The sequence below is a fragment of the Natrinema pallidum DSM 3751 genome (genome assembly GCF_000337615.1).
In the GTDB taxonomy this organism is placed as follows: Archaea; Halobacteriota; Halobacteria; order Halobacteriales; family Natrialbaceae; genus Natrinema; species Natrinema pallidum.
In genome coordinates this window covers 1-19,657 of sequence record NZ_AOII01000045.1, presented here as the reverse complement: position 1 = coordinate 19,657, position 19,657 = coordinate 1, and the positions used below count along the sequence as shown (strand labels likewise).

The following is a 19,657-nucleotide window of genomic DNA, read 5'->3' as shown; positions in this document are numbered from 1 at the left end:
GCTCCCGCAAGCGTCCGCTGACGGACTCCTGTCAGCGGGTATCGCAGATGGGGATTGCAGGGGTTTTTATCCGCCGACTGCGAATCTCGGCATCATGACTGAGGCGGGCCAGACCGGACTCACGGAGTTCGGCGGCGACTCCGCGGAGACCGACGACCGGCCGGACGAAGAGGCGGTTGCCATCGCCGGTAACGGCGGGTCCGACGCCGCGGAGGTTATCGACGTCGTCGAGGAAACGCTGCCCGAATCCGAGGGCACCCTCGAACTCGCCGTGATGCAGGTCGACTACACGATCGCCGGCTACGGCGACGAGGAACGGCCGATCATGCACGTCTTCGGACGGACGCCCGACGGCGAGCTAGAGCACGTACAGGTCGTCGGCTTCAAACCGTATTTCTACGCGCCGACGGAGAGTTTAGAGCGACCGCCGGAGGAACAGTACGACCGGTTGACTGGTAGTCGGGAGTACGACGAGGACGGCGAGCCCTACGAGAGTATTCGGGGCGAGAAACTCACCAAGATCTTCGGCCAGACACCCCGTGACGTCGGGCAGGTCCGCGACGACTTCGACCACTACGAGGCCGACATTCTGTTTCCCAACCGGCTTCTGATCGACAAGGACGTTCGCAGCGGGATTCGGGTCCCCGAACGCCGCGCCGACGACGGCTCACTGGTCGTCCCCCACGACGAGGTCGAAGCGGTCGACGTCGACGCCGCTCCGCGCGTGAATACCTTCGACATCGAGGTCGACGACCGCTCGGGCTTTCCCGAGGACGGCGAGGAGCCGATTCTCTGTCTCACCAGCCACGACTCCTACCGCGACGAGTACGTCATGTGGCTCTACGAGGCCCCGGTCGGCGACGGCGAAATTCCGACCGAGATTACGGAGTACGAACCGATCGAGGGCGAGATCGACCACGACGTGCGGTGCTTCGGGGAGGAGGAGGCCATGCTCGAGGCCTTCATCGAGTATATCGAGGCAACCGACCCCGACGTCCTCACGGGCTGGAACTTCGAGGATTTCGACGCACCGTACTTCCTCGACCGACTCGAGGAGCTTTCGGGTCCTCACCACGACTACGACCTCTCGATCGATCGCCTCTCGCGAGTCGACGAGGTCTGGCGCAGCAACTGGGGCGGCCCGGACATCAAGGGTCGGGTCGTCTTCGATCTCCTCTATGGCTACCAGCGGATGGTCTTCTCCGAACTGGATTCGTACCGGCTCGACGCCGTCGGGGAGGCGGAGCTGGGCGTCGGCAAGGAACGCTACGCCGGCGATATCGGCGACCTCTGGGAGGGCGACCCCACGCAGTTGCTCGAGTACAACCTGCGGGACGTCGAACTCTGTGTCGAACTCGACCGCCAACAGGAGATCATCCCCTTCTGGGACGAGGTGCGCTCGTTCGTCGGCTGCAAACTCGAGGACGCGCCGACGCCGGGCGATGCGGTCGACATGTACGTCCTCCACGAGGCCTACGGGCGGTTCGCGCTGCCATCGAAGGGGCAACAGGAGGCCGGCGAGGAGTACGAGGGCGGCGCGGTGTTCGAGCCCATCACGGGCGTCAAGGAGAACGTCACCGTACTGGACCTGAAGTCGCTGTACCCGATGTGTATGACGACGATCAACGCCTCGCCCGAGACGAGGGTCGATCCCGACGAGTACGACGGTGACACCTACGTCGCGCCGGTCGGCGAGGATGAAATTCACTTCCGCAAGGAACCCGACGGCGTCATGCGCGAGATGATCACGGAACTGCTCGCCGAGCGCGAGGAGAAGAAGGAACTGCGAAACGAACACGAGCCCGGATCGCTCGAGTACGAGCAGTACGACCGCCAGCAGGGGGCGGTAAAGGTTATCATGAACTGCTTTACGCCGGATACGGAGGTTTTGACTCCTAGTGGCGTGCGCGAGATCACCGATCTCGAGATCGGCGACGACGTGTATTCGCTCGATCCGGAGACGGAAGAACTGGAGATCAAGCCGGTCGTCGAAACCCACGACTATCCCGACTACGACGGCGATCTGATCGATATCGAGACGAGCAAGATAGACTTCCGCGTCACGCCGAATCACCGCATGCTCGTCCGAAAGAACGAGACAAACGGGATCACGGACGACGAGTACAGCTTTGTCGAGGCCGGAAACCTCGACCGAGCGACGAACTATGAACTCCCTCACGGGTGGGCGGGCCCCGACGGAGACACGCTCGAGGAGGTCGATCTCACGGAACTGATCGACGGCGAATACGAAGTGTGGGTCAGGCCGTCCGTTCACGGCCGTACGTTCACGGCGGAATTAGGCTGGACGCCGCGTCGCGTACCGAAAGCTGATGTCGGCAAAACGGGGTACGTCTTCACGAACGAGGAGTTCGAGGAACACCGAGAGTACATCGAAGAGGTCTGTGAGATAAGTTTCATTCACCGGGAATCCGGACGGAAATGGATTCCCCGGACCTACGATGGAGACGATTTCCTCGACCTGCTTGCATGGTTCGTAACGGAAGGAAACGTCTATACGTCCGAAGACAAGCAGTTCGGCGAGAATTTCCGCGGTTCGGCAACGACGGTAACCCTGGCACAGGACAAACTGCCGGTTGCCGACGGCGGCGTTGACCACCACGCGACGATCGGCGACTTGCTCGATGACATGGAGTTCGACTACTACGTCGATGATCGATGTTACACGGTCACATCGAAACTCCTCAGTGATCTATTGACGTCGCACTGTGGCGACGGCAGTTTCGAGAAGCGAATCCCCGAGTTTGTCTTCGAGTGCAGCAGCCAACAGAAACGACAGTTCCTCGAGGTACTCATCGACGGCGATGGCGATCGGCAGGCCAACTCCTGGCGGTATACGACCTCGAGCGACCGGCTTCGGGACGACGTTCTCCGTCTCTGTGCACATCTCGGCGTAACAGCAAACTACAATCGTGATAGCGGCTCGTGGCGCATCTATGTCACTGAGGGCTCGAAAAACACGCTTCGAATGCACCGAAGTGCGTCTCGAAGTACTGCTGACGACGGTGTTTACTGCGTTACCGTCGAGGACAACCACACGCTGCTCGCCGGCCGAAACGGGAAGTTCCAGTTCGTCGGTCAATCGCTGTACGGCGTCTCGGGTTGGGAGCAGTTCCGCCTGTACGACAAGGAAGCAGCATCTGCCATCACTGCCACTGGTCGCGAAGTCATCGAGTTTACCGAGACCGCCGCTACCGAGGAAGGCTACGAGGTTACCTACGGCGACACCGACAGCGTCATGCTCGAACTCGGTACCGACGTATCGAAAGCGGAAGCTATCGAAACGTCGTTCGACCTCGAAGACCACATCAACGGTCGGTACGACGATTTTGCGCGCGAAGAACTAGGTGCCGAGTTCCATCGCTTCCAGATCGAGTTCGAAAAACTCTACCGGCGGTTCTTCCAGGCGGGCAAAAAGAAACGCTACGCGGGCCACATCACCTGGAAGGAGGGCAAGGACGTCAACGACATCGACATCGTCGGCTTCGAGTACCAGCGGTCCGATATCGCGCCGATCACCAAGGAGGTCCAGCACCGCGTCATCGAGATGATCGTCCGCGAGGGCGATGTCGAGGGTGCCAAGGAGTACGTCAACGGCGTCATCGAAGACGTGTTCGCGGGCGACATCTCCCTCGAGGAGATCGCGATTCCCGGCGGGATCGGAAAACGACTCGACAACTACGACACCGACACGGCCCAGGTCCGGGGCGCGAAGTACGCCAACCTCCTGCTCGGAACCAACTTCCAGCGCGGGAGCAAACCCAAGCGACTCTATCTCGACCGCGTCGATCCGTCCTTCTTCGAACGCCTTGAAGCCGAGGAGGGGTTCGACGCCCGCACCGACCCCCGCTACGGTGCGTTCAAGCGCGACCCCGATGTCATCTGCTTCGAGTACGAAGACCAGATCCCCGAGGCGTTCGAAGTCGACTACGACAAGATGCTCGAGAAGACGCTGCAGGGGCCGATCGAGCGCATCCTCGAAGCACTGGATATCTCGTGGGACGAAGTGAAAAGCGGGCAGGAGCAGAAGGGGCTCGACTCGTTCATGTGAATTAAACGACTGACTGCGACCGGTCCGGTCCAGGGAATCGGTACGTAACGCCGATCTGAAGCCCGCTTCTCCGACGAAATCCGGATGCCGTATCACGGTCCCGTATCGGACTACCCGAACCGTGGTTTCCGAATCAAAAACTTATTTTGACTCTGCGGGACTGTATCCAATTGAATACGAAACCGTTATCAGTCATACGACCCACTGTTCAGACGACAGAATACTATGGCACGCCTCGAACTCAACAATCTGCATGCGGAAGTAGCGGAGGGCGACGAGACCATTCTCGAGGGCGTCAACCTTGAGGTTCAGTCGGACGAGATCCACGCGCTGATGGGACCGAACGGCTCCGGGAAGTCGACGACCGCGAAGGTCATCGCCGGCCACCCGGCCTACGAGGTCACCGAGGGCGACGTCCTGCTTCACCTCGAAGACGACGAGTTCGGCGAGGATATCGAGATCGACGAGGATCAGCGTACCTGGAACCTCCTCGATCTCGAGCCGAACGAACGCGCCGCGCTCGGTATCTTCCTCGGCTTCCAGTATCCCGCGGAGATCGAGGGCGTTACGATGACGAACTTCCTCCGAACGGCGCTGAACGCCAAGATCGAGGAGCGCGAGGAACTCTTCGAGGACGAGGAGGATGACGAGTCCGACGCGGCGGACGACGAGGGCTTCGAGTCCTCGCCGATGGAAGGCCCCGCGGATGAGGGCGAAATCGGCGTCGCCGAGTTCCAGCAAATTCTCCAGGAGAAGATGGAGCAACTGGAGATGGACGAAAAGTTCGCCCAGCGCTACCTCAACGCCGGGTTCTCCGGCGGGGAGAAGAAACAGAACGAAGTGCTACAGGCCGCCATCCTCGAGCCCTCGATCGCCGTCCTCGACGAGATCGACTCCGGGCTCGACATCGACCGCCTGCAGGACGTGTCCAACGGGATCAACGCCCTGCGCGACGAGCAAGGCACCGGCGTCCTGCAGATCACCCACTATCAGCGCATCCTCGACTACGTCGAGCCCGATCACGTCCACGTAATGCTCGACGGCCAGATCGCCAAGAGCGGCGGGCCCGAACTCGCCGAGAAGCTCGAGGACAAGGGGTACGACTGGGTCCGCGAGGAAGTCTACGGCACCGCGTAACCGGATTCGACTAGAACAACCGTAATAACGCTACAGCCGTAACCACAACTACATCAACCAATGAGTTCCGATCAAGACCACCTACAAGAGACAGACACCGAGGCCCGGTTCGAGTTCAAGAAGGAAGAGAACGCCGCGGTCCGATCCGGGAAAGGCCTGACCGAGGAGGTCATTCGCATGATCTCCGAGGACAAGGACGAGCCCGACTGGATGCTCGAGCGTCGCCTGCGTGCGCTCGAGCAGTACCACAACATGCCGATGCCGTCCGACTGGCCCGGCATGCCCGATCTCTCCGAACTCGACGTCGAAGAGATCATCCCGTATATCCGACCGGACGTCGACAAGCGCGAAGGCGTCGACGACTGGACGGAGCTGCCCGACGAGATCAAGGACACGTTCGACAAGCTGGGAATCCCGGAAGCGGAGAAGAACGCCCTCTCGGGCGTCGGTGCCCAGTACGAGTCCGAGGTCGTCTACCAGAACATGCAAGAGCAGTGGGAGGAGAAAGGCGTCATCTTCTGTAACATGGATGAGGCCGTTCGGGAGCATCCCGAACTCGTCAAAGAGCACTTCATGACGACCTGCGTGCCGCCGAGCGACAACAAGTTCGCCGCCTTGCACGGGGCCGTCTGGTCCGGCGGGAGCTTCGTCTACGTCCCCGAGGACGTCACCGTCGAGATGCCCGTCCAGGCCTACTTCCGAATGAATTCCGAGGGCATGGGCCAGTTCGAGCACACGCTCATCATCGCCGAGGAAGGGTCGGAAGTCCACTACATCGAGGGCTGTTCCGCGCCGAAGTACGGCACCCACAACCTGCACTCGGGCGGCGTCGAGGTCTTCGTCGGCGAGGACGCTCACGTCCAGTACTCGACCGTCCAGAACTGGTCGAAGAACACCTTCAACCTCAACACCAAGCGCGCCATCTGCGAGGAAAACGGCACGATGGAGTGGGTCTCGGGCAGCATGGGCTCGAAAGCGACCATGCTCTACCCGTGTACGATCCTCAAGGGCCGCGGGTCGACCGACACCCACATCACCATCGCCTTCGCGGGCGAGGGCCAGGACATCGACACCGGCGCGAAGGTCTACCACAACGCGCCCGAGACCAGTTCGACCATCGAGTCCAAGTCGATCTCCAAGGACGGCGGCCGCACCAACTACCGCGGGCTCGTCCACATCGCCGACGGCGCGGAGAACTCGAGCACTGCCGTCGAGTGTGACGCCCTGATGTTCGACAACGAGTCCACGTCGGACACCATGCCGTACATGGAGATCGAGGAGTCGAAGGTCGATGTCGCCCACGAGGCGACCGTCGGCAAGATCGGCGACGAGGACATCTTCTACCTCCAGTCCCGCGGACTGGACGACGACGACGCCAAGAAGATGATCGTCGCCGGCTTCATCGAGCCGATCACGGAGGAACTGCCGATCGAGTACGCGGTCGAACTCAACCGTCTCATCGAACTCGAGATGGAGGGGAGCCTCGGATAATATGAGCGCAGGAACACAGGTACACGCCAATCTGACCGAAGAACAGGTACGCGAAATCAGCGGGGACCTCAACGAGCCCGACTGGCTCACGGAGACCCGTCTCGAGGCCCTCGAAGCCCTCGAGGAACTCGACATGCCCGACGTCATCCGGACGCCGGGGCGGGACTGGACGAACCTCCACGACCTGGACTTCGAGTCCCTCGTCGATCCGCTCAACGCGGCCGAGGACAAGGATCAGGTCGGTCCCGACGAGGCCGAGGTCCTGGCCTGGAGCGACGCCGTCGCCGAGCACGAGGAGCTCCTCAAGGAGCACTTCGGCAGTATCGTCGACCCGCAGGAGAACTATCTAACTGCGCTCTCGACGGCGCTGTTTAGCACCGGGACGGTCATTTACGTCCCCGAAGGCGTCGACGCCGAGGACGTTACCGTCCGCACCGAGCAGAACTCCCGCTCGCTGTTCAACTACACGCTCGTCGTCACCGAGGAATCGTCCTCGGTCACGATCCTCGAGCGACAGTCGACCGGTGCCGAGCAGGACGAACAGTACTACAGCGGCGTCGTCGAAGTCGCCGCCGGCGAGAACAGTTACGTCCAGTACGGCAGCCTCCAGAACCTCTCGAAGGAGGCCTACAACTTCACCGTCAAGCGCGGCGTCGCCGACACCTACGCCACGGTCGACTGGATCGAGGGCAACCTCGGGACCCAACTCACGAAGACGGAGGTCTCGACGACGCTCAGCGGCGATAGCTCCGAGACACAGATCGTCGGAGCGTTCTACGGCCACAACGACCAACACTTCGATCTCGACGCGAAGGTCTGGCACCGAGCCGAGCACACGACCGCGGATCTCGTCACCCGCGGCGTCACTGACGACGTCGCCCGCTCGGTCTACGAGGGCGTCCAGGACGTCGGCGCCGATGCCTGGGACACCAGCTCCTACCAGCGCGAGAATACGCTGATGCTCAGCGACGAGAGCGAGGCCGACGCCTCCCCGAAGCTGATCATCAACAACCACGACACCGAGGCCAGCCACTCCGCGACGGTCGGTCAGATCGACGCGGAAGATCTGTTCTACATGACCTCCCGCGGTGTCGACCCGCGAGCGGCGCGTAACATGCTCGTCGAGGGCTTTTTCGTGCCCGTTCTCGAGGAGGTCGACGTCGACGAGCTCCGCGATGACCTCGAGGAGCTGATCGGCGCTCGACTCCGACAGCGCGACTGATCGCTGTCGGTTCCCTGTCCCGACCGCCGTTTCGCGTTGTCCCCGTCCGTGCTCCGAGACGACTAAGTAACCACGGCTCCCTTGTCGTGATATGAGCCTGGGACAGCGTGTCTCGAGCGACCACCAGCTGACCCGATTGCTCCAGATCGGGGTCGTGCTGGAGGAACTCGTCGAGTCACGCGCCGCCCACCACATCGAGTCCCTGCCCCCCGACGAGCGGGCGGAATTCGACGAGGAGGTGGAAGAGTTACTCGCGGAGGCCGCCACGGAGTCGGCCGACCACCGCGAGCGACTCGAGGCGCTGATCGACGATCTCGAGGCGGAAACGGTCGGATACGAGGAGATCAACGCACTGGTCGACGCCCAGTACGGGCCGCCGGAGGATACGGACGGCGTCCTCTACGACCAGTTGGCTAACGAGGAAACGGCCTACAAGTTCTACGACGACCTGATCGAAGCGATCGAGGCCTCCGAGTCCGAGTTCGCCGTCGACCGCGAGCGGCTGCTCGAGACGCTGTACAGCATCCGCGAGGAGGAGAAAGAGGGCGTCGAGGAAGTGACCGAGGTCATGGAGCAGCGAGCATGATCGGGGTGAGCGCCACGATTGCGGCCACCGCAGTTACCGCGTTGACACCGTCCGCGACACGCATCGACGCCCGGCCGCGAGCACGCCGGCGAGGAACCGACACCGCACGGAACGCGACCGACGGAGGGATGGCATGAACACTGCAGATCAATACCTCAAAGCGATCTATCTGGCCCAGCGCATCGAGGACGGCCCCGCATCGACCGGCACGCTCGCGGACCTCCTCGAGGTGAGTCCGGCCAGCGTCAACGAGATGATCGGCAAACTCGAGGAGCGGGAACTCGTCGACCACGAGAAATACAAAGGTGCCAGTCTGACCGACGACGGACTCGAACGGGCACACAACGCCCTCCAGACCTACTGTATCATCGAGCGATTCCTCGCGAACGTCCTCGAGGTCGAGGAGTTTCGCGACGAGGCCCGCGCACTGGAAAGCGTCATCGACGATACCGTTGCGGAACGCCTCGACACCATCATCGACCGGCCCGCCCAGTGTCCCGACTGTTTCGATGCCGAGCAGGACTGCTGTGAACTGCTCGAACTCGAGGCCAGCGGTCGGGCCGACTGAGTCGGATCGGTTACCGGACCCGTATACCGGTGCTGTTTTGTAGGGGGAGCGGAGAGAACTAGGAGACGGCACGGTCAGACAGCTACCTTTCAGCACGCGTGGTTTCCACGTGTGTTCACCTGACTGACCTACTCCGTCTCTCAAATACCCACGAGCGATTGCTATCGTGGTCGGCGGGCCGTATTGACCACTACAGAGATACGTGCTGCAACGCCACATCGGGAGCGACTGCTGAACCGAACTCGGTGGAACGACCGCCGAAATAACGGATTGCACCGCACGACACGTCCGGTCAGGGGTCGTCGGCCCCGTCCCGATCACCGAATCGGACGTAGCGTCGGCCGACGATCGCCCCGGCCGCGAGGGCGATGACGACCGCGACGCCGAGGCCGATCGGGAGCGACCACGAGTCGCCCGCCCAGTCCGCGTCGAATACGTCGGCATAGTAATTCGCGGCCGCCACACCGTGGAGCACGACGAGCACTTCGCGGTTGTTCTCGAGCGAGTTCGAATTCCAGTTCGCACTGCCCACGATCGCCGTCTCCCGATCGATCACGACGCCTTTGGCGTGGATCTTCTCGAACCGATCGGTGTCCTCGACGAGGCGGACCTCGAGCGGGAGGTCCTCACGGTCGGCGACTCGCTCGAGGTCGGCGGCTAGCGCCTCGTTTTCGTCGGCGTTGTACCACGTCGAGCCGAGCAGGAGTTTGACGTCGACGCCGCGGCGGGCCGCCGCAAGGGTTGCCTCGAGCAGTGAGACGTCGGCGTTGATACTGGGCTGGATGACGAGGATCTCGTCGTCGGCGTCGGCCAACAATGCCTGCATCCGGGCGTCGGCGTTGTCCGGCGCGAGCAGGAGTTCGGCGGACTCGACCGGGACCGTCGCCGGATCGTGAGCCGTCGGGAACTCGGGATCGGCTTCCGCCGACGGGAGCCCCTGCGGTTCATCGTCGACGAACGTGGCGTTCGCGCGGTAGGCACTGCCGGCCGTCGTGTCTCGGCCCTCGAAATCGGCGCTGAAAACCGTCGCGAGTCGGGCTGCGAGCGTCTCGCTTTCGAGACGGACCCCCCAGCCGCGACTGCTCTCGCCGCCGACGCCAGCGGGTTTCCAGTTTTCGGTCGTGACCAGCACGCGATCGTCGACGACGGCATACTTCGGGTGGTGATACCGGTAGCGAGCGTTCTCGCCGCCGATGACTCGGACATCGACGCCACCGGCCTCGAGCGTCTCGAGGACGCTCTCGGTCGGTGCAGGCGTGCCGCCGACCGGGCTCGCCTCGAAGAGGACGGCGACATCGACGCCGCGTTCGGCCGCGTCGACGAGGTCGGCGGCAATCGCGTCGGAGGTGACGGTGTATCCCGCCAGCAGCAGTCGGTCGTCCGCGGTTCGGATCGTCGCTCGCGGAACCTCGGGGGTGTCGGGAAGGACGAACGCCGTTGCCTCGTCGACCGCGGTGCTCGCGACGGGAAGACAGGTCGCGCCGGTGGGCCACCACTGGCCGCCGTTACTGCCGCCCGCTCCGTTGGTAGTCGGCTCCGTTCGGTACCACCGCGCTGCCGTCGGCGCGCGGTCGTAGGAGACCGAATCGATCTCGGTCGTGGCGTTTTGGAGTCGGAGTTCGTCACCGTCGTTCGCGAGCCGAAGACGGCCCGCGAGTGCGAGGACGGGTGCGTCGGTCAGCGTCCGCGTGACGTTTGGGGCAGTGCTCAGCGCGACGCGGCCGGAAACCGTCTCGTTCGGGAGGGGTGCCGTCGTGTGGCCGTCAGTGAGGGAGAGGTTCTCGAGTCGCGTATCGGGCGGGGTCTCGAGGACGATGAACTCGCCGACGTTGCCGTTGGTCGCTGGATTCGGGGCGAGAGCGGCGATCCGCGGTCGTGCCGGTGTGTCGGTCGTCGTCGGGCTCGTGGCCGTCGCGTCGCTCGCTCGGGACGGACAGTCGAGGGCGGTTGCGTTCGCGCCCGGGCCGGCAGGTGCTTGAGCGATTGGCCGGCCGTCCACCGTCGTTCCGTCGGCGACGAAGCCCGCGACTAGCGCGGTGCTGGCGACGAGACCACACGCGAACGCCGCGACGAGGGCCACACGCCGGAGGTTCATCACTCCGTCTGGCCGCCCTTTCGTACTTAAACCCGCGGGAGAATTCGACCGTCTCGCGCTAACTGCGGACGAGTGGGTCGGACTGGGCGGATCGAATCGGTTCCGGCCCGTCGTTCGTCAGGCCGCGGGCTCGAGGTCCACGCCTTCGGCTTCGGCCTGGACGAGATAGGCCCGATCGTCGTCGTAGTTGGCGACGATCTCGAGCGCGTCCTGGGTGCCGATGCGGTTGAGCGCCCACGCGGCACTGGCCCGGACGCGGTCGGCCTCGTCGTCTTCGAGGACATCCGCGAGCGGGTCGATGGCGCGCGTGTCGCCGATGAGTCCGAGCGCGCGCGCAGCCCAGCTGCGGACGTCGTCCTCGTCGGCGACGAGTTGGTGGGCGATCGGCTCGACCGCATCCGTGGCACCGATTTCGCCGAGCGCGCGGAACGCCGGCCGCTGGAGGTTCGGGTTGGAGTCGACGTAGTCGACGAGCGTGTCGACGACCTCCTCGTCGTCGACACCGATCTTGCCGAGGATACGCATCGCCGCCTGATCGCGGCGGTTGGCCTTCTGGAGCATCGGGTCGATGGCCTCCTCGGGGCCCATCCGCTCTAAGGCCTCCATGCAGTGCTCCTCCATGAAGTCGGAGTCGAAGGTCTCGAGCGCGAGCAGGATCTGGTCGACGTTGCCCTGCTTCTCGTGGACCTTGAGTGCGTGCCACTCCGGCGGGAAGTCCTTGACGTGGTCGAGCACGTCGTAGTAGCCCTCCCGGCGGAGTTGTTCGCGGACCTCGAGGTCGGTCCACTCGGTCGCGTCGTCGATCTCGCTCTGGAGGTCGTCAGTCGCCTCGAGCAGCCCGGCGATCGTTTCGGCGTCGTCGTCGGCGTCGAGGGCAGCGTCCGCCACGGCGTCGGCCGCGTCGTCGAGGGTCGCCTCGAGTTGGGCGGCAACTGTCTCGTCCTCGTCGACCAGCGCCACTGATGTCCCGAGCAGCCCCTCGACCTCGTCGAGGAAGTCGTCGACCGCTTCGATCAGTTCGGCGTTGCCCTCTTCGGTCCAGCGAGTGCTCGTGATCGTGTCGCTCGCGTCGTCGATTTCGCTCACGACGTCCTCGCCGTAGGGGCCGCGCTGGTCGTCCAGTTCGGACTCCAGATCCGAAAGATCGCTCTCCAGTTCGTCGTACTCCTCCTGCAGTTCCTCTTCGGGGGCGGGTTCCTCGTCCTCGTCTTCCTCCTCGTCGGTCTCTGGTGGCTCCGGCACCTCGACGCTCTCGAGTTCGGCGCGGACGGAGTCGAGATCGGCCTCGACGACGTCTAAGTCGTCCTCGGTCTCGGCCGCTTCGAGGGTCGACTCGAGTTCCTCGATGTCGGCCGCCACAGCGTCGAGCCGTTCGCCGATGGCGTCGAGATCGACGGCGGTTCCGTCCGGCTCGGTCTCGTCGGCCGCGTCGTCACCGTTCGCCTCGTCCTCGCTCATGGTCCCACCTCGGGACGACGCCGACGCGTGACTGTGTACATACTCTACGGTCGTGTCAGCACGGCCCTAAGCGTTTCCATGCACGTCGACCTCGCCGGTCCGTTCGGCGTCGCCCCAGTACAACCAGGGACTGCACGTCATGTACGCCAGTCCGAGCGTCAGGAGGGCGTAGGGAAACGTTCGACCGGCGAAATCGGGGACGAGGATCGCGAGCGCGTGGACGACACCCATGATCGCGGCGTCTCGAGCCAGGAGATCGGGGTACCGAATTCGCGAGACCATCAGGTAACAGAACGCACCGGTCACTGCGAGGACGAGCCACGGCCGAAGCTCGCCCGCGAGAATCGCCGCGCCGAGCACCGTCGCGGCCAGCGTCGTCTGGACGCCCTCGGTGTGGCTGCCGGCGATGTCGTAGGCGGTATACATCCNGGAGAGGACGGCGGGGGCGACGGCGAAGGAGGCGACGTCAGCGAGCGAGTCGAGATAGGGGCCGGCATCGGTGCCGCCGTAGCGACGCGCGAGGATGCCGTCGAGGCCGTCCGCGATCGCCGCCAGCAGGATGAGGCGGGCGGCCAGATCGATGTCGACGACCGCGACGACGACCGCGACGAACCCCAGAGCGGCGTTGGCGATCGTCACCGCGTCGGCGACACCCAGCCGACCGACGAACCGGGGAAGCATATGCCCGGATTCGGCGGGGCGTTACCTTACGTGTTTTCGTTTCCGCAGGCGGCGTTTTCGAGAGCCGAACCGGGGCGGTTATACCACGACTCTCCGTACGCTTCGGTATGCAACGGCGCGCCTGTCTCGCCGCCGTCGGAACCGCGCTCTCAACGACCCTGGCCGGGTGTTCGTCCGTCCTCAGCGCGTTCGACGACGACCCCTGTGGCGGCGAGGAGTGTCACATCGGTATGAACCGCACCGAGTTCACGCCCGCCGTCTACGAAGTGTCGGCCGGCGATACGGTCGTCTGGAAGAACACCAGCGAGGCCGACCACACCGTCACGGCCTACGAGAGCGGCATTCCGGACGAGGCCGAGTACTTCGCGTCCGGCGGCTACGAAAGTCAAGCGGCCGCGTACGAGGCCTGGGAGGACCGCGGCGGCCGCCTCGGAACGCGCGATACGTTCGAACACACCTTCGAGGTGCCGGGGACCTACGAGTACTTCTGTATCCCACACGAGGGTGCCGAGATGATCGGCGAAATCGTCGTCGAGTAACTCCCCAGTCGAGTCCCCGCACGAAGACAGCGAGCGCTACGCGGCGTTCGACTGCAAAAGAACGAATCGCGCCCCGGCGAGACTCGAGTCGGCTCGCGGATCGCGATCAGTCCGCGGAGACGTCGTCTTCGTCGACGTCGACCGCGGTCGCTTCCTCTTCGGCGACTTCCTCGGGGTGCGCCTCGAGGGTGGCCTTCTGGATCTCGACGCGGCGCAGCGGGTAGATCGTCTTGGCCTCGCCGTAGATGCCGGAGGAGAGCCGTCCCTCGACGACACTGTCGATGAGTTCCTCGAAGGAACGCTCCTCGGCCGCCTCTTCGATCATCTGGACCATCCGTTCGCGAATGGCCTTCTCCTGGCTCGCGTCGGCCTTCTTGGTCGTGAACGCGACGGGCTGAATCTGAACGCGGTAGTCGTCCGTCGTGAGGACGGTGACGTAGGCCTCGATCTTCGAGGCACCGCGACGGACCAGCGAGCGCAGGTAGTCCCGCGTCAGGGAGTGTTCAACGAACTCCGTGTACGCGCTGTCGCTGCCGACATCGGTGATCTTGAAGGTCAGCTTGGTATTGTTCTCGCTGGCGTTGTTGTTGAGTTCGCCGAGCGTCGTTTCGAGCGTTCGGCCGTAGACTTTGTCCGGTTCGTCAGCGGGGGTTTCGCCGAGTTCCTGGCGATCGAACTGCTCGGGTGCCAGAACGGTGTACCACCGCTTTTCCTGTTTCGCACGTGAAACTGATCGTTCACTCATTGTGTGTTGTGTCTGAGTCGGTATCGTAGTCGGACACAGGTCCCGTGTCCGTCGGTCGGTCGTCCTGTACGGGTCGCGCCTGCGACGCGACGTCGATCGCGACTGTGAGGTTGACGACGTAGTCGTCGACCGTCGACTGCAGGCCGCTGGTCGTCTCGCGGTCGATCCGCGTGACGACCGTTCCTGTGCGGTCGTTGCCGTCGCACTCGACGGTCGTCGTCATCTCGTCGGTGTTGTCCGGGTCGAGCGCCCGTGCGACGAGCGTCGCATCGTCGTGGTCCGTCCGAATCGTCGCTCGCCGGCTCATAGTAGGTCCCTCGCTGCCGCGATGATCGTCGAGTCGTCCACGCCTCCGTCGTACCGAAGGTAGCCACGCCGCCGGCCGATGTCGTACTCGACATCGGTACCGTCGGCGTCCGCCGCCGTTTCCGCGTCCGGCTCCGTCCCCTCGAGATCGCGCGCGATTCCCTCGACGGTCGCTCCGAGGGGGTCGGGTTCGCGGGTCGCGATCGCCGCCTCGCCGTTTCCGACGGTGAGAACGACCGGCTCCGGCGACCGGTAGGCCGCCGCAATCGCCGCGACCGCCTCGACAGGACCGTCGTCGATGCCGACGACGAACAGACCGTCGTAGCGGCCGGTCGACGCGCCCTCGAGCGCCGCATGGGCGCGGCGGCCGCGCTCACGCCACGCGTCGAGTGCGGCGTCGCGGACATCGTGTCCCATCGCGAGCGCCGTTCCCGTACCGGGCTGGGTTCGAGCCAGCGCCTCGAGCACGTCGGCCAAGCCGCCGAGCGTTGCGACGGCATGGCTGGGTGTGGCGTACGGGCGGAGTAGTCGGCCGATCGATGTGGCCGCGGCGTCGGTCGCCTCCGCGGCGCCGACGGCGTCGAGCGCGACCAGCGAGGCGATCGCGCGGTGATCGTCCACATCGAGTGCGTCGGGGTCGTCGACGACGCCCGAAAGCGCATCGCGCGTCGCAGCGAGATCCCCCGACCATGGCGCGCGTACGCGCGTCGAGTGGGCGAGCCCGTCGACGGGGTCGGCGGACGGGACCGCGACGCCCGGCCGCTGCTCGAGGAGCCCGCGGTCGAGCGCGGTCTCGAGGAGCCACTCGGTCTCGCCCGCACCGGGGTCGCTCCCGCCGGCGACGACGCCGGCGAGCGCGAGCACCGGGTCCGGCGTCGCGCCGAGTTCGCGGACGAGATCGACGGCCTCGAGGGTCGACGGGCGGTCGATCCCCGCGAGGCGGATGTCGTCGGTCTCCGCTGCCGTATCGGCGGTGCCGACGACGACCGTGATGTCGCCCTCGTTCGTCGGCGTCCGAGCACGCGCGGAGCGCTCCGTGACCGTCCGTCCGACGGTCACCTGAAACGGCGTCCCGCGGTCGGCCAACGCGGTCGCGAGGAGGCCGCTCGCCGCGAGCCCGTCGCCGTCGGCGCGAGCGATCAGGCGAACGAAGCCAGCGCTCTCGAGGACGTTCGTGGCGGACGCCGGCTCGGCGGGTCGACCCTCGGTGGACATCTGACGTTACTGGGCGTCTTCGATGAGTTCCTTCGCGAACTCGGGCGTATAGGTGAAGTCCGCCTCGAGTTCGTCGCCGCGGTAATACTTGACCAGGCGACGAACCTTGGCTTCGGTGTTCTGCAGGGCGCGCTTGTTCTGGTGGTCCTGCTGGTTCTGCTGGACGTGCTCGCGCAGACGCACGGCGCGCTCCATCAGGTTCCAGAGGTCCTCGGGGATGTCCGATCGCGCGTCGTTCTCCTCGAGGATCTCGGTGATCTTCTTTCCGGTTGCCAGCTTGACGTCGGGGATGGGGGTGCCGGTGACGCCTTCGTCACGCAGCTTCATCCCGATCTGGCTGGGATCGTGGCCCTGCTGTGCTAGTTCGACGACCCGGTCTTCGATGTCTTCGGGGTCGACGTCGCTCCACTCCGGCGGTTCGTCTGCCGACGGCTTGTCCGAACCGGACGAGCCGCGACGGCGGGTGTGCATTCGTGCCATTGTTGAGGATAGGAATCGCACTGACCGCTCAGTGTACTGTCGAACGACAGTACTGGCTCTCGCCGTGCACTTCCGCAATCCCAAGTCACCCGAAAGAGGGGGTGACGCAGTCGGATTTGCGGCCGTGCGCTTCCCATGCTCACTTCCCGCGTCGGGGACTAAAGGGTTTCTACATCGCCATCCCACCGCGCACGGTCGGCCGGTTCGGCTCTCGACTCGCCGACGGCTCGAGGGCGACCGTGTCCACCCGTCCGTTCGATGAACTGTCCGTCGACCGTCTTTTTTCGTGCGTCACGTTCATACCGTGGGAGTCCGAAGCGACGGGTACGGAATGAGGCGCGAGCACTTCACGTTAGACGTCACCAACATCGACTGGGTCGAAACCGACGGCGAGCCGGCGAAGCCATCGGTATCGATCGATTTCACCGGCCCGGCGACCATGCTTCGCGAGCGCCTCACTGGTCCCGACGGAGACGTTCTCGAGGCGAACGAAACGGACGCGGCCCTCCGCCTGCAGGGACCGCTCGGGGACGACACCACGGGGGTAGTGAGCGTGACCAACCGCATCACCGGCGAGTTCATACTCGAACTCAACGAGGACGCCGACGACGTCCTCCAGTTTATCCGCGCGGCACGGGGGTACGGCGAGGATGCCGCCGACGATGAGGGTCGTTACGAAGTCGCGATTACGCTCGACGGGGACCCGTTCGTCAGCTACGACAAAGGGACGTTTCTCGTCTACGACGATGAGGGAAGCTTGCTCCGACAGCACAGCCTGATCCCCAGCGGCGTCGAACTGTAGCCGTCTCCGTTCGTTTTCATCGCCCAGGATCGGACCGGCAGTTATAAGCATTTAGGCATGCCTAAAGGAACATACGCCGGCAGACGCCGGAGTCGATTTATGGCGAACGGACAACTACTCACGACGGCGGTCGAGGACGAAGCGCAGGCACCGACGACCGCGGAGTCGGTCCTCGAACTCGACGGCATCGCGAAACGGTTCGGTAGCGAGGACGTCATCGGGGACCTCTCGCTGGCCGTTCGCGACGGCGAGATTCTGACGCTGCTCGGCCCGTCGGGTTGTGGGAAGACCACGACGCTGCGCCTGATCGCCGGCCTCGAGAAGCCGAACGCCGGACAAGTCCGGCTGCAAGACGAGACCGTCGCCGGTGATGGGCGGTTCGTCCCGCCGGAGGAACGCGGCGTCGGCGTCGTCTTTCAAGATTTCGCGCTTTTCCCCCATCTGACCGCTCACGAGAACGTCGCCTTCGGCCTTCAGGAGTGGGCTGACGCCGAACGCGACGCCCGCGTCGACGAACTCCTCGAACTCGTCGGACTCGCGGACCACGGCGATGACTATCCGGACGAACTCTCGGGCGGGCAACAACAGCGGATCGCGCTCGCGCGCTCGCTGGCCCCGGAACCCGAGATGCTGTTGCTCGACGAGCCGTTTTCGAACCTCGACGTGGATCTGCGCGTCGAGATGCGCGAGGAGGTCCGTCGCATCATCAAGGAAACCGGCGTCACCGCCATCTCGGTCACCCATGACCAGGAGGAGGCGCTATCGATCTCCGATCGGGTCGCCGTGATGAACGACGGCGATATCGAGCAGATCGACACCCCACAACAGGTCTTTCAGCAGCCCGAATCACGGTTCGTGGCCGGCTTCCTCGGTCACGCCAGCTTCCTCCCGGGCGAGGTCCACGGCGACCACGTCGAGACCGCGCTCGGCCGCGTGCTCCGCGACGATGTCCACGGGCTCGCCCACCAGTACGACGGGAGCATCGTCGACCTGCTGGTCCGACCCGACGACGTGACGGCCTACCCAGCCGCGGAAGCCGAGGCCGACGGCCGCGTCGTGTACCGTCGGTATCTCGGCCCGACGGTCCTCTATCGCGTGGAACTCGACGACGGCGAGACCATCGAGTGCATGCACAACCACTCCGACCGGATCGACCTGGACGAGCGCGTCGTCGTCCGCGTCACCGCCGACCACGAACTCGCGTGGTTCCCCGCCGACCATCGTGAGGACCCGGAGACGGACGAAGCCTCCGCGGGTGCCGACTGATCCGTTTCGAAACGCCATCGACTGTATAGTCACGACTGAACCGATTGACACACTGATCGCAACGCTGTCGTGCGATCAGGTGTGCACTGACGTTCAGTTGGGACGATAGTTTCTCCGTCGGTCAGCCGTGACACGCGGTCGCGTTCGAGCCACTGCCCCAAATATTGATACGTGTGTCGTATGAGTTTACCCCGAAGTCTCGACAGCCGGCACAGCGTGATCCCGTGAGAGCATCTCATTGTTGTTGACGACTCGACGAAGTTCTTCGTATGGATTGCNCGAAGTGCGTTCTCAGCTGCGTTGTTCGTCTGGGAGACCGCTGGCTCACCGACGAAGGTGAGCCAGTGGTCGATCCCTCCTTCGATCTTCCCGAGTAGTGTTGCCACTGCCTCGTCGGTTACTGACCGCTCAACGAGCGATCTAAGCCCGTTCTGGCATGATCGGTGCATCTGTGCTCTCTCACGAGGCCTCGGGTCGGTCTCCAGCCACGACTGGAGACCGACGAACATCTGTTTGAGATACCGGTGAACCGGCTCTGCCTCCTCGTGGTCACTAGCAATGTCCTCGGCTTCCCGGAGAAGATGTGCCCAGCACCGCTGAAGATTACTGGTGAACGCTGGATACGCCGTCCACCCATCGCAGATGACCGTTCCCGCGAAGTCCTCGCCGAGGACTTCCGCGGGGACATCGCTCCCACGACTCTCTCTTACGGCGTACAGCGTGTGCTCTCCCGTCCGAAACGTCCAGATCCATGCTTGCTCCCCCTCGCGTTTGATACCAGTTTCGTCGACGTGAACGATCTCTGCTTGCTGAATCTGTCTTCGAATCTGTTCATATTCGCAGCGACCGGCGCGCGCAGCGCGCTCGGTCGCGTGCCATGCGGACGCGCCTGAGAGTTCTAACCCGTGCAGTTGCTCGAAGCGATCAGCGATTTTCCGGTAGGGAAGGCGGTGATCGTACCGAGAAAGTGCTGCTTGGGAGATGACGTTCACCCCGA

At 64.2% G+C, this 19,657-nt stretch carries 16 protein-coding genes and 1 pseudogene; 9 read left to right on the top strand and 8 right to left on the bottom strand.

The window, feature by feature from the left end; genetic code table 11:
- Positions 1 to 94: 94 nt before the first annotated feature.
- From C487_RS08215 to C487_RS08190, 6 genes are all read left to right on the top strand, one after another.
- Entirely contained in the window at positions 95 to 4,069 is a 3,975-nt protein-coding gene (locus C487_RS08215; RefSeq protein WP_006185258.1) for an intein-containing DNA polymerase II, read from the top strand.
- A gap of 225 nt (positions 4,070 to 4,294) precedes the next feature.
- Complete coding sequence (locus C487_RS08210) at positions 4,295 to 5,206, top strand: ABC transporter ATP-binding protein (RefSeq protein ID WP_006185257.1); 912 nt, start codon at positions 4,295 to 4,297, stop codon at positions 5,204 to 5,206.
- Positions 5,207 to 5,266: 60 nt separating this feature from the next.
- On the top strand, positions 5,267 to 6,697 hold the full coding sequence (sufB, locus tag C487_RS08205; RefSeq protein WP_006185256.1) for a Fe-S cluster assembly protein SufB: 1,431 nt from the start codon (positions 5,267 to 5,269) through the stop codon (positions 6,695 to 6,697).
- 1 nt (position 6,698) lies between these two features.
- The gene (sufD, locus tag C487_RS08200) at positions 6,699 to 7,919 is read left to right on the top strand and encodes a Fe-S cluster assembly protein SufD (RefSeq protein ID WP_006185255.1); all 1,221 of its coding nucleotides are present in this window, start codon (positions 6,699 to 6,701) and stop codon (positions 7,917 to 7,919) included.
- A gap of 91 nt (positions 7,920 to 8,010) precedes the next feature.
- Positions 8,011 to 8,505 carry a tumor suppressor TSBF1-like protein gene (locus C487_RS08195; RefSeq protein WP_006185254.1) on the top strand — a complete coding sequence of 165 codons (495 nt, stop codon included), beginning with the start codon at positions 8,011 to 8,013 and terminating at the stop codon, positions 8,503 to 8,505.
- A 133-nt stretch (positions 8,506 to 8,638) separates the two neighbouring features.
- Positions 8,639 to 9,073, top strand: coding sequence for a metal-dependent transcriptional regulator (locus tag C487_RS08190; protein WP_006185253.1), 435 nt, complete (start codon positions 8,639 to 8,641; stop codon positions 9,071 to 9,073).
- A gap of 292 nt (positions 9,074 to 9,365) precedes the next feature.
- Here C487_RS08190 and C487_RS08185 read toward each other — a convergent pair whose 3' ends face one another.
- The 3 genes from C487_RS08185 to C487_RS08175 all read right to left on the bottom strand — a co-directional run bounded on the left by C487_RS08185 (position 9,366) and on the right by C487_RS08175 (position 13,307).
- Entirely contained in the window at positions 9,366 to 11,168 is a 1,803-nt protein-coding gene (locus C487_RS08185) for a phospholipase D-like domain-containing protein (protein ID WP_006185252.1), read from the bottom strand.
- 117 nt (positions 11,169 to 11,285) lie between these two features.
- A complete protein-coding gene (locus C487_RS08180; protein WP_006185251.1) occupies positions 11,286 to 12,626 on the bottom strand; it encodes a HEAT repeat domain-containing protein in 1,341 nt (446 codons plus the stop codon).
- Positions 12,627 to 12,692: 66 nt separating this feature from the next.
- Positions 12,693 to 13,307: a CDP-alcohol phosphatidyltransferase family protein gene (locus C487_RS08175; RefSeq protein WP_006185250.1), complete on the bottom strand. Its 615-nt coding sequence runs from the start codon at positions 13,305 to 13,307 to the stop codon at positions 12,693 to 12,695.
- Positions 13,308 to 13,414: 107 nt separating this feature from the next.
- Between C487_RS08175 and C487_RS08170 the strand changes: the two genes are divergently transcribed.
- A complete protein-coding gene (locus C487_RS08170) occupies positions 13,415 to 13,846 on the top strand; it encodes a cupredoxin domain-containing protein (RefSeq protein WP_006185249.1) in 432 nt (143 codons plus the stop codon).
- 106 nt (positions 13,847 to 13,952) lie between these two features.
- Here the strand turns inward: C487_RS08170 and C487_RS08165 are convergent, their stop codons facing one another.
- The 4 genes from C487_RS08165 to C487_RS08150 are packed head-to-tail and all read right to left on the bottom strand — an operon-like array spanning position 13,953 to position 16,592.
- Entirely contained in the window at positions 13,953 to 14,591 is a 639-nt protein-coding gene (locus C487_RS08165) for a 30S ribosomal protein S3ae (RefSeq protein ID WP_006185248.1), read from the bottom strand.
- Entirely contained in the window at positions 14,584 to 14,898 is a 315-nt protein-coding gene (locus C487_RS08160) for a KEOPS complex subunit Pcc1 (protein WP_006185247.1), read from the bottom strand. Before C487_RS08160 ends, C487_RS08165 begins: the two co-directional genes overlap by 8 nt.
- The gene (locus C487_RS08155; RefSeq protein WP_006185246.1) at positions 14,895 to 16,112 is read right to left on the bottom strand and encodes a hypothetical protein; all 1,218 of its coding nucleotides are present in this window, start codon (positions 16,110 to 16,112) and stop codon (positions 14,895 to 14,897) included. The genes C487_RS08160 and C487_RS08155 overlap by 4 nt, the downstream gene beginning before the upstream one ends.
- Before the next feature lie 6 nt (positions 16,113 to 16,118).
- Entirely contained in the window at positions 16,119 to 16,592 is a 474-nt protein-coding gene (locus C487_RS08150; protein WP_006185245.1) for a 30S ribosomal protein S15, read from the bottom strand.
- Positions 16,593 to 16,923: 331 nt separating this feature from the next.
- Here C487_RS08150 and C487_RS08145 point away from each other — a divergent pair, with 331 nt between their 5' ends.
- Together C487_RS08145 and C487_RS08140 are read left to right on the top strand one after the other, a co-directional pair.
- Positions 16,924 to 17,394 (top strand): DUF5793 family protein, encoded by a 471-nt coding sequence (locus C487_RS08145; RefSeq protein ID WP_006185244.1) that lies wholly within the window; start codon positions 16,924 to 16,926, stop codon positions 17,392 to 17,394.
- A 99-nt stretch (positions 17,395 to 17,493) separates the two neighbouring features.
- Positions 17,494 to 18,660: an ABC transporter ATP-binding protein gene (locus C487_RS08140; RefSeq protein WP_006185243.1), complete on the top strand. Its 1,167-nt coding sequence runs from the start codon at positions 17,494 to 17,496 to the stop codon at positions 18,658 to 18,660.
- A gap of 186 nt (positions 18,661 to 18,846) precedes the next feature.
- Here the strand turns inward: C487_RS08140 and tnpC are convergent.
- Positions 18,847 to 19,657: pseudogene (gene tnpC / locus C487_RS08135) on the bottom strand (IS66 family transposase); the annotation flags it as partial.

Bases quoted from the DNA above. Each gene is read 5' to 3' on its own strand.
- C487_RS08195 (WP_006185254.1), top strand. From the start codon at position 8,011: ATGAGCCTGGGACAGCGTGTCTCGAGCGACCACCAGCTGACCCGATTG.
- C487_RS08215 (WP_006185258.1), top strand. From the start codon at position 95: ATGACTGAGGCGGGCCAGACCGGACTCACGGAGTTCGGCGGCGACTCC.
- C487_RS08180 (WP_006185251.1), bottom strand. From the start codon at position 12,626: ATGAGCGAGGACGAGGCGAACGGTGACGACGCGGCCGACGAGACCGAG.
- C487_RS08145 (WP_006185244.1), top strand. From the start codon at position 16,924: ATGAGGCGCGAGCACTTCACGTTAGACGTCACCAACATCGACTGGGTC.
- C487_RS08150 (WP_006185245.1), bottom strand. From the start codon at position 16,592: ATGGCACGAATGCACACCCGCCGTCGCGGCTCGTCCGGTTCGGACAAG.
- C487_RS08160 (WP_006185247.1), bottom strand. From the start codon at position 14,898: ATGAGCCGGCGAGCGACGATTCGGACGGACCACGACGATGCGACGCTC.
- C487_RS08155 (WP_006185246.1), bottom strand. From the start codon at position 16,112: ATGTCCACCGAGGGTCGACCCGCCGAGCCGGCGTCCGCCACGAACGTC.
- C487_RS08190 (WP_006185253.1), top strand. From the start codon at position 8,639: ATGAACACTGCAGATCAATACCTCAAAGCGATCTATCTGGCCCAGCGC.
- C487_RS08210 (WP_006185257.1), top strand. From the start codon at position 4,295: ATGGCACGCCTCGAACTCAACAATCTGCATGCGGAAGTAGCGGAGGGC.
- sufD (WP_006185255.1), top strand. From the start codon at position 6,699: ATGAGCGCAGGAACACAGGTACACGCCAATCTGACCGAAGAACAGGTA.
- C487_RS08140 (WP_006185243.1), top strand. From the start codon at position 17,494: ATGGCGAACGGACAACTACTCACGACGGCGGTCGAGGACGAAGCGCAG.
- sufB (WP_006185256.1), top strand. From the start codon at position 5,267: ATGAGTTCCGATCAAGACCACCTACAAGAGACAGACACCGAGGCCCGG.
- C487_RS08170 (WP_006185249.1), top strand. From the start codon at position 13,415: ATGCAACGGCGCGCCTGTCTCGCCGCCGTCGGAACCGCGCTCTCAACG.
- C487_RS08185 (WP_006185252.1), bottom strand. From the start codon at position 11,168: ATGAACCTCCGGCGTGTGGCCCTCGTCGCGGCGTTCGCGTGTGGTCTC.
- C487_RS08165 (WP_006185248.1), bottom strand. From the start codon at position 14,591: ATGAGTGAACGATCAGTTTCACGTGCGAAACAGGAAAAGCGGTGGTAC.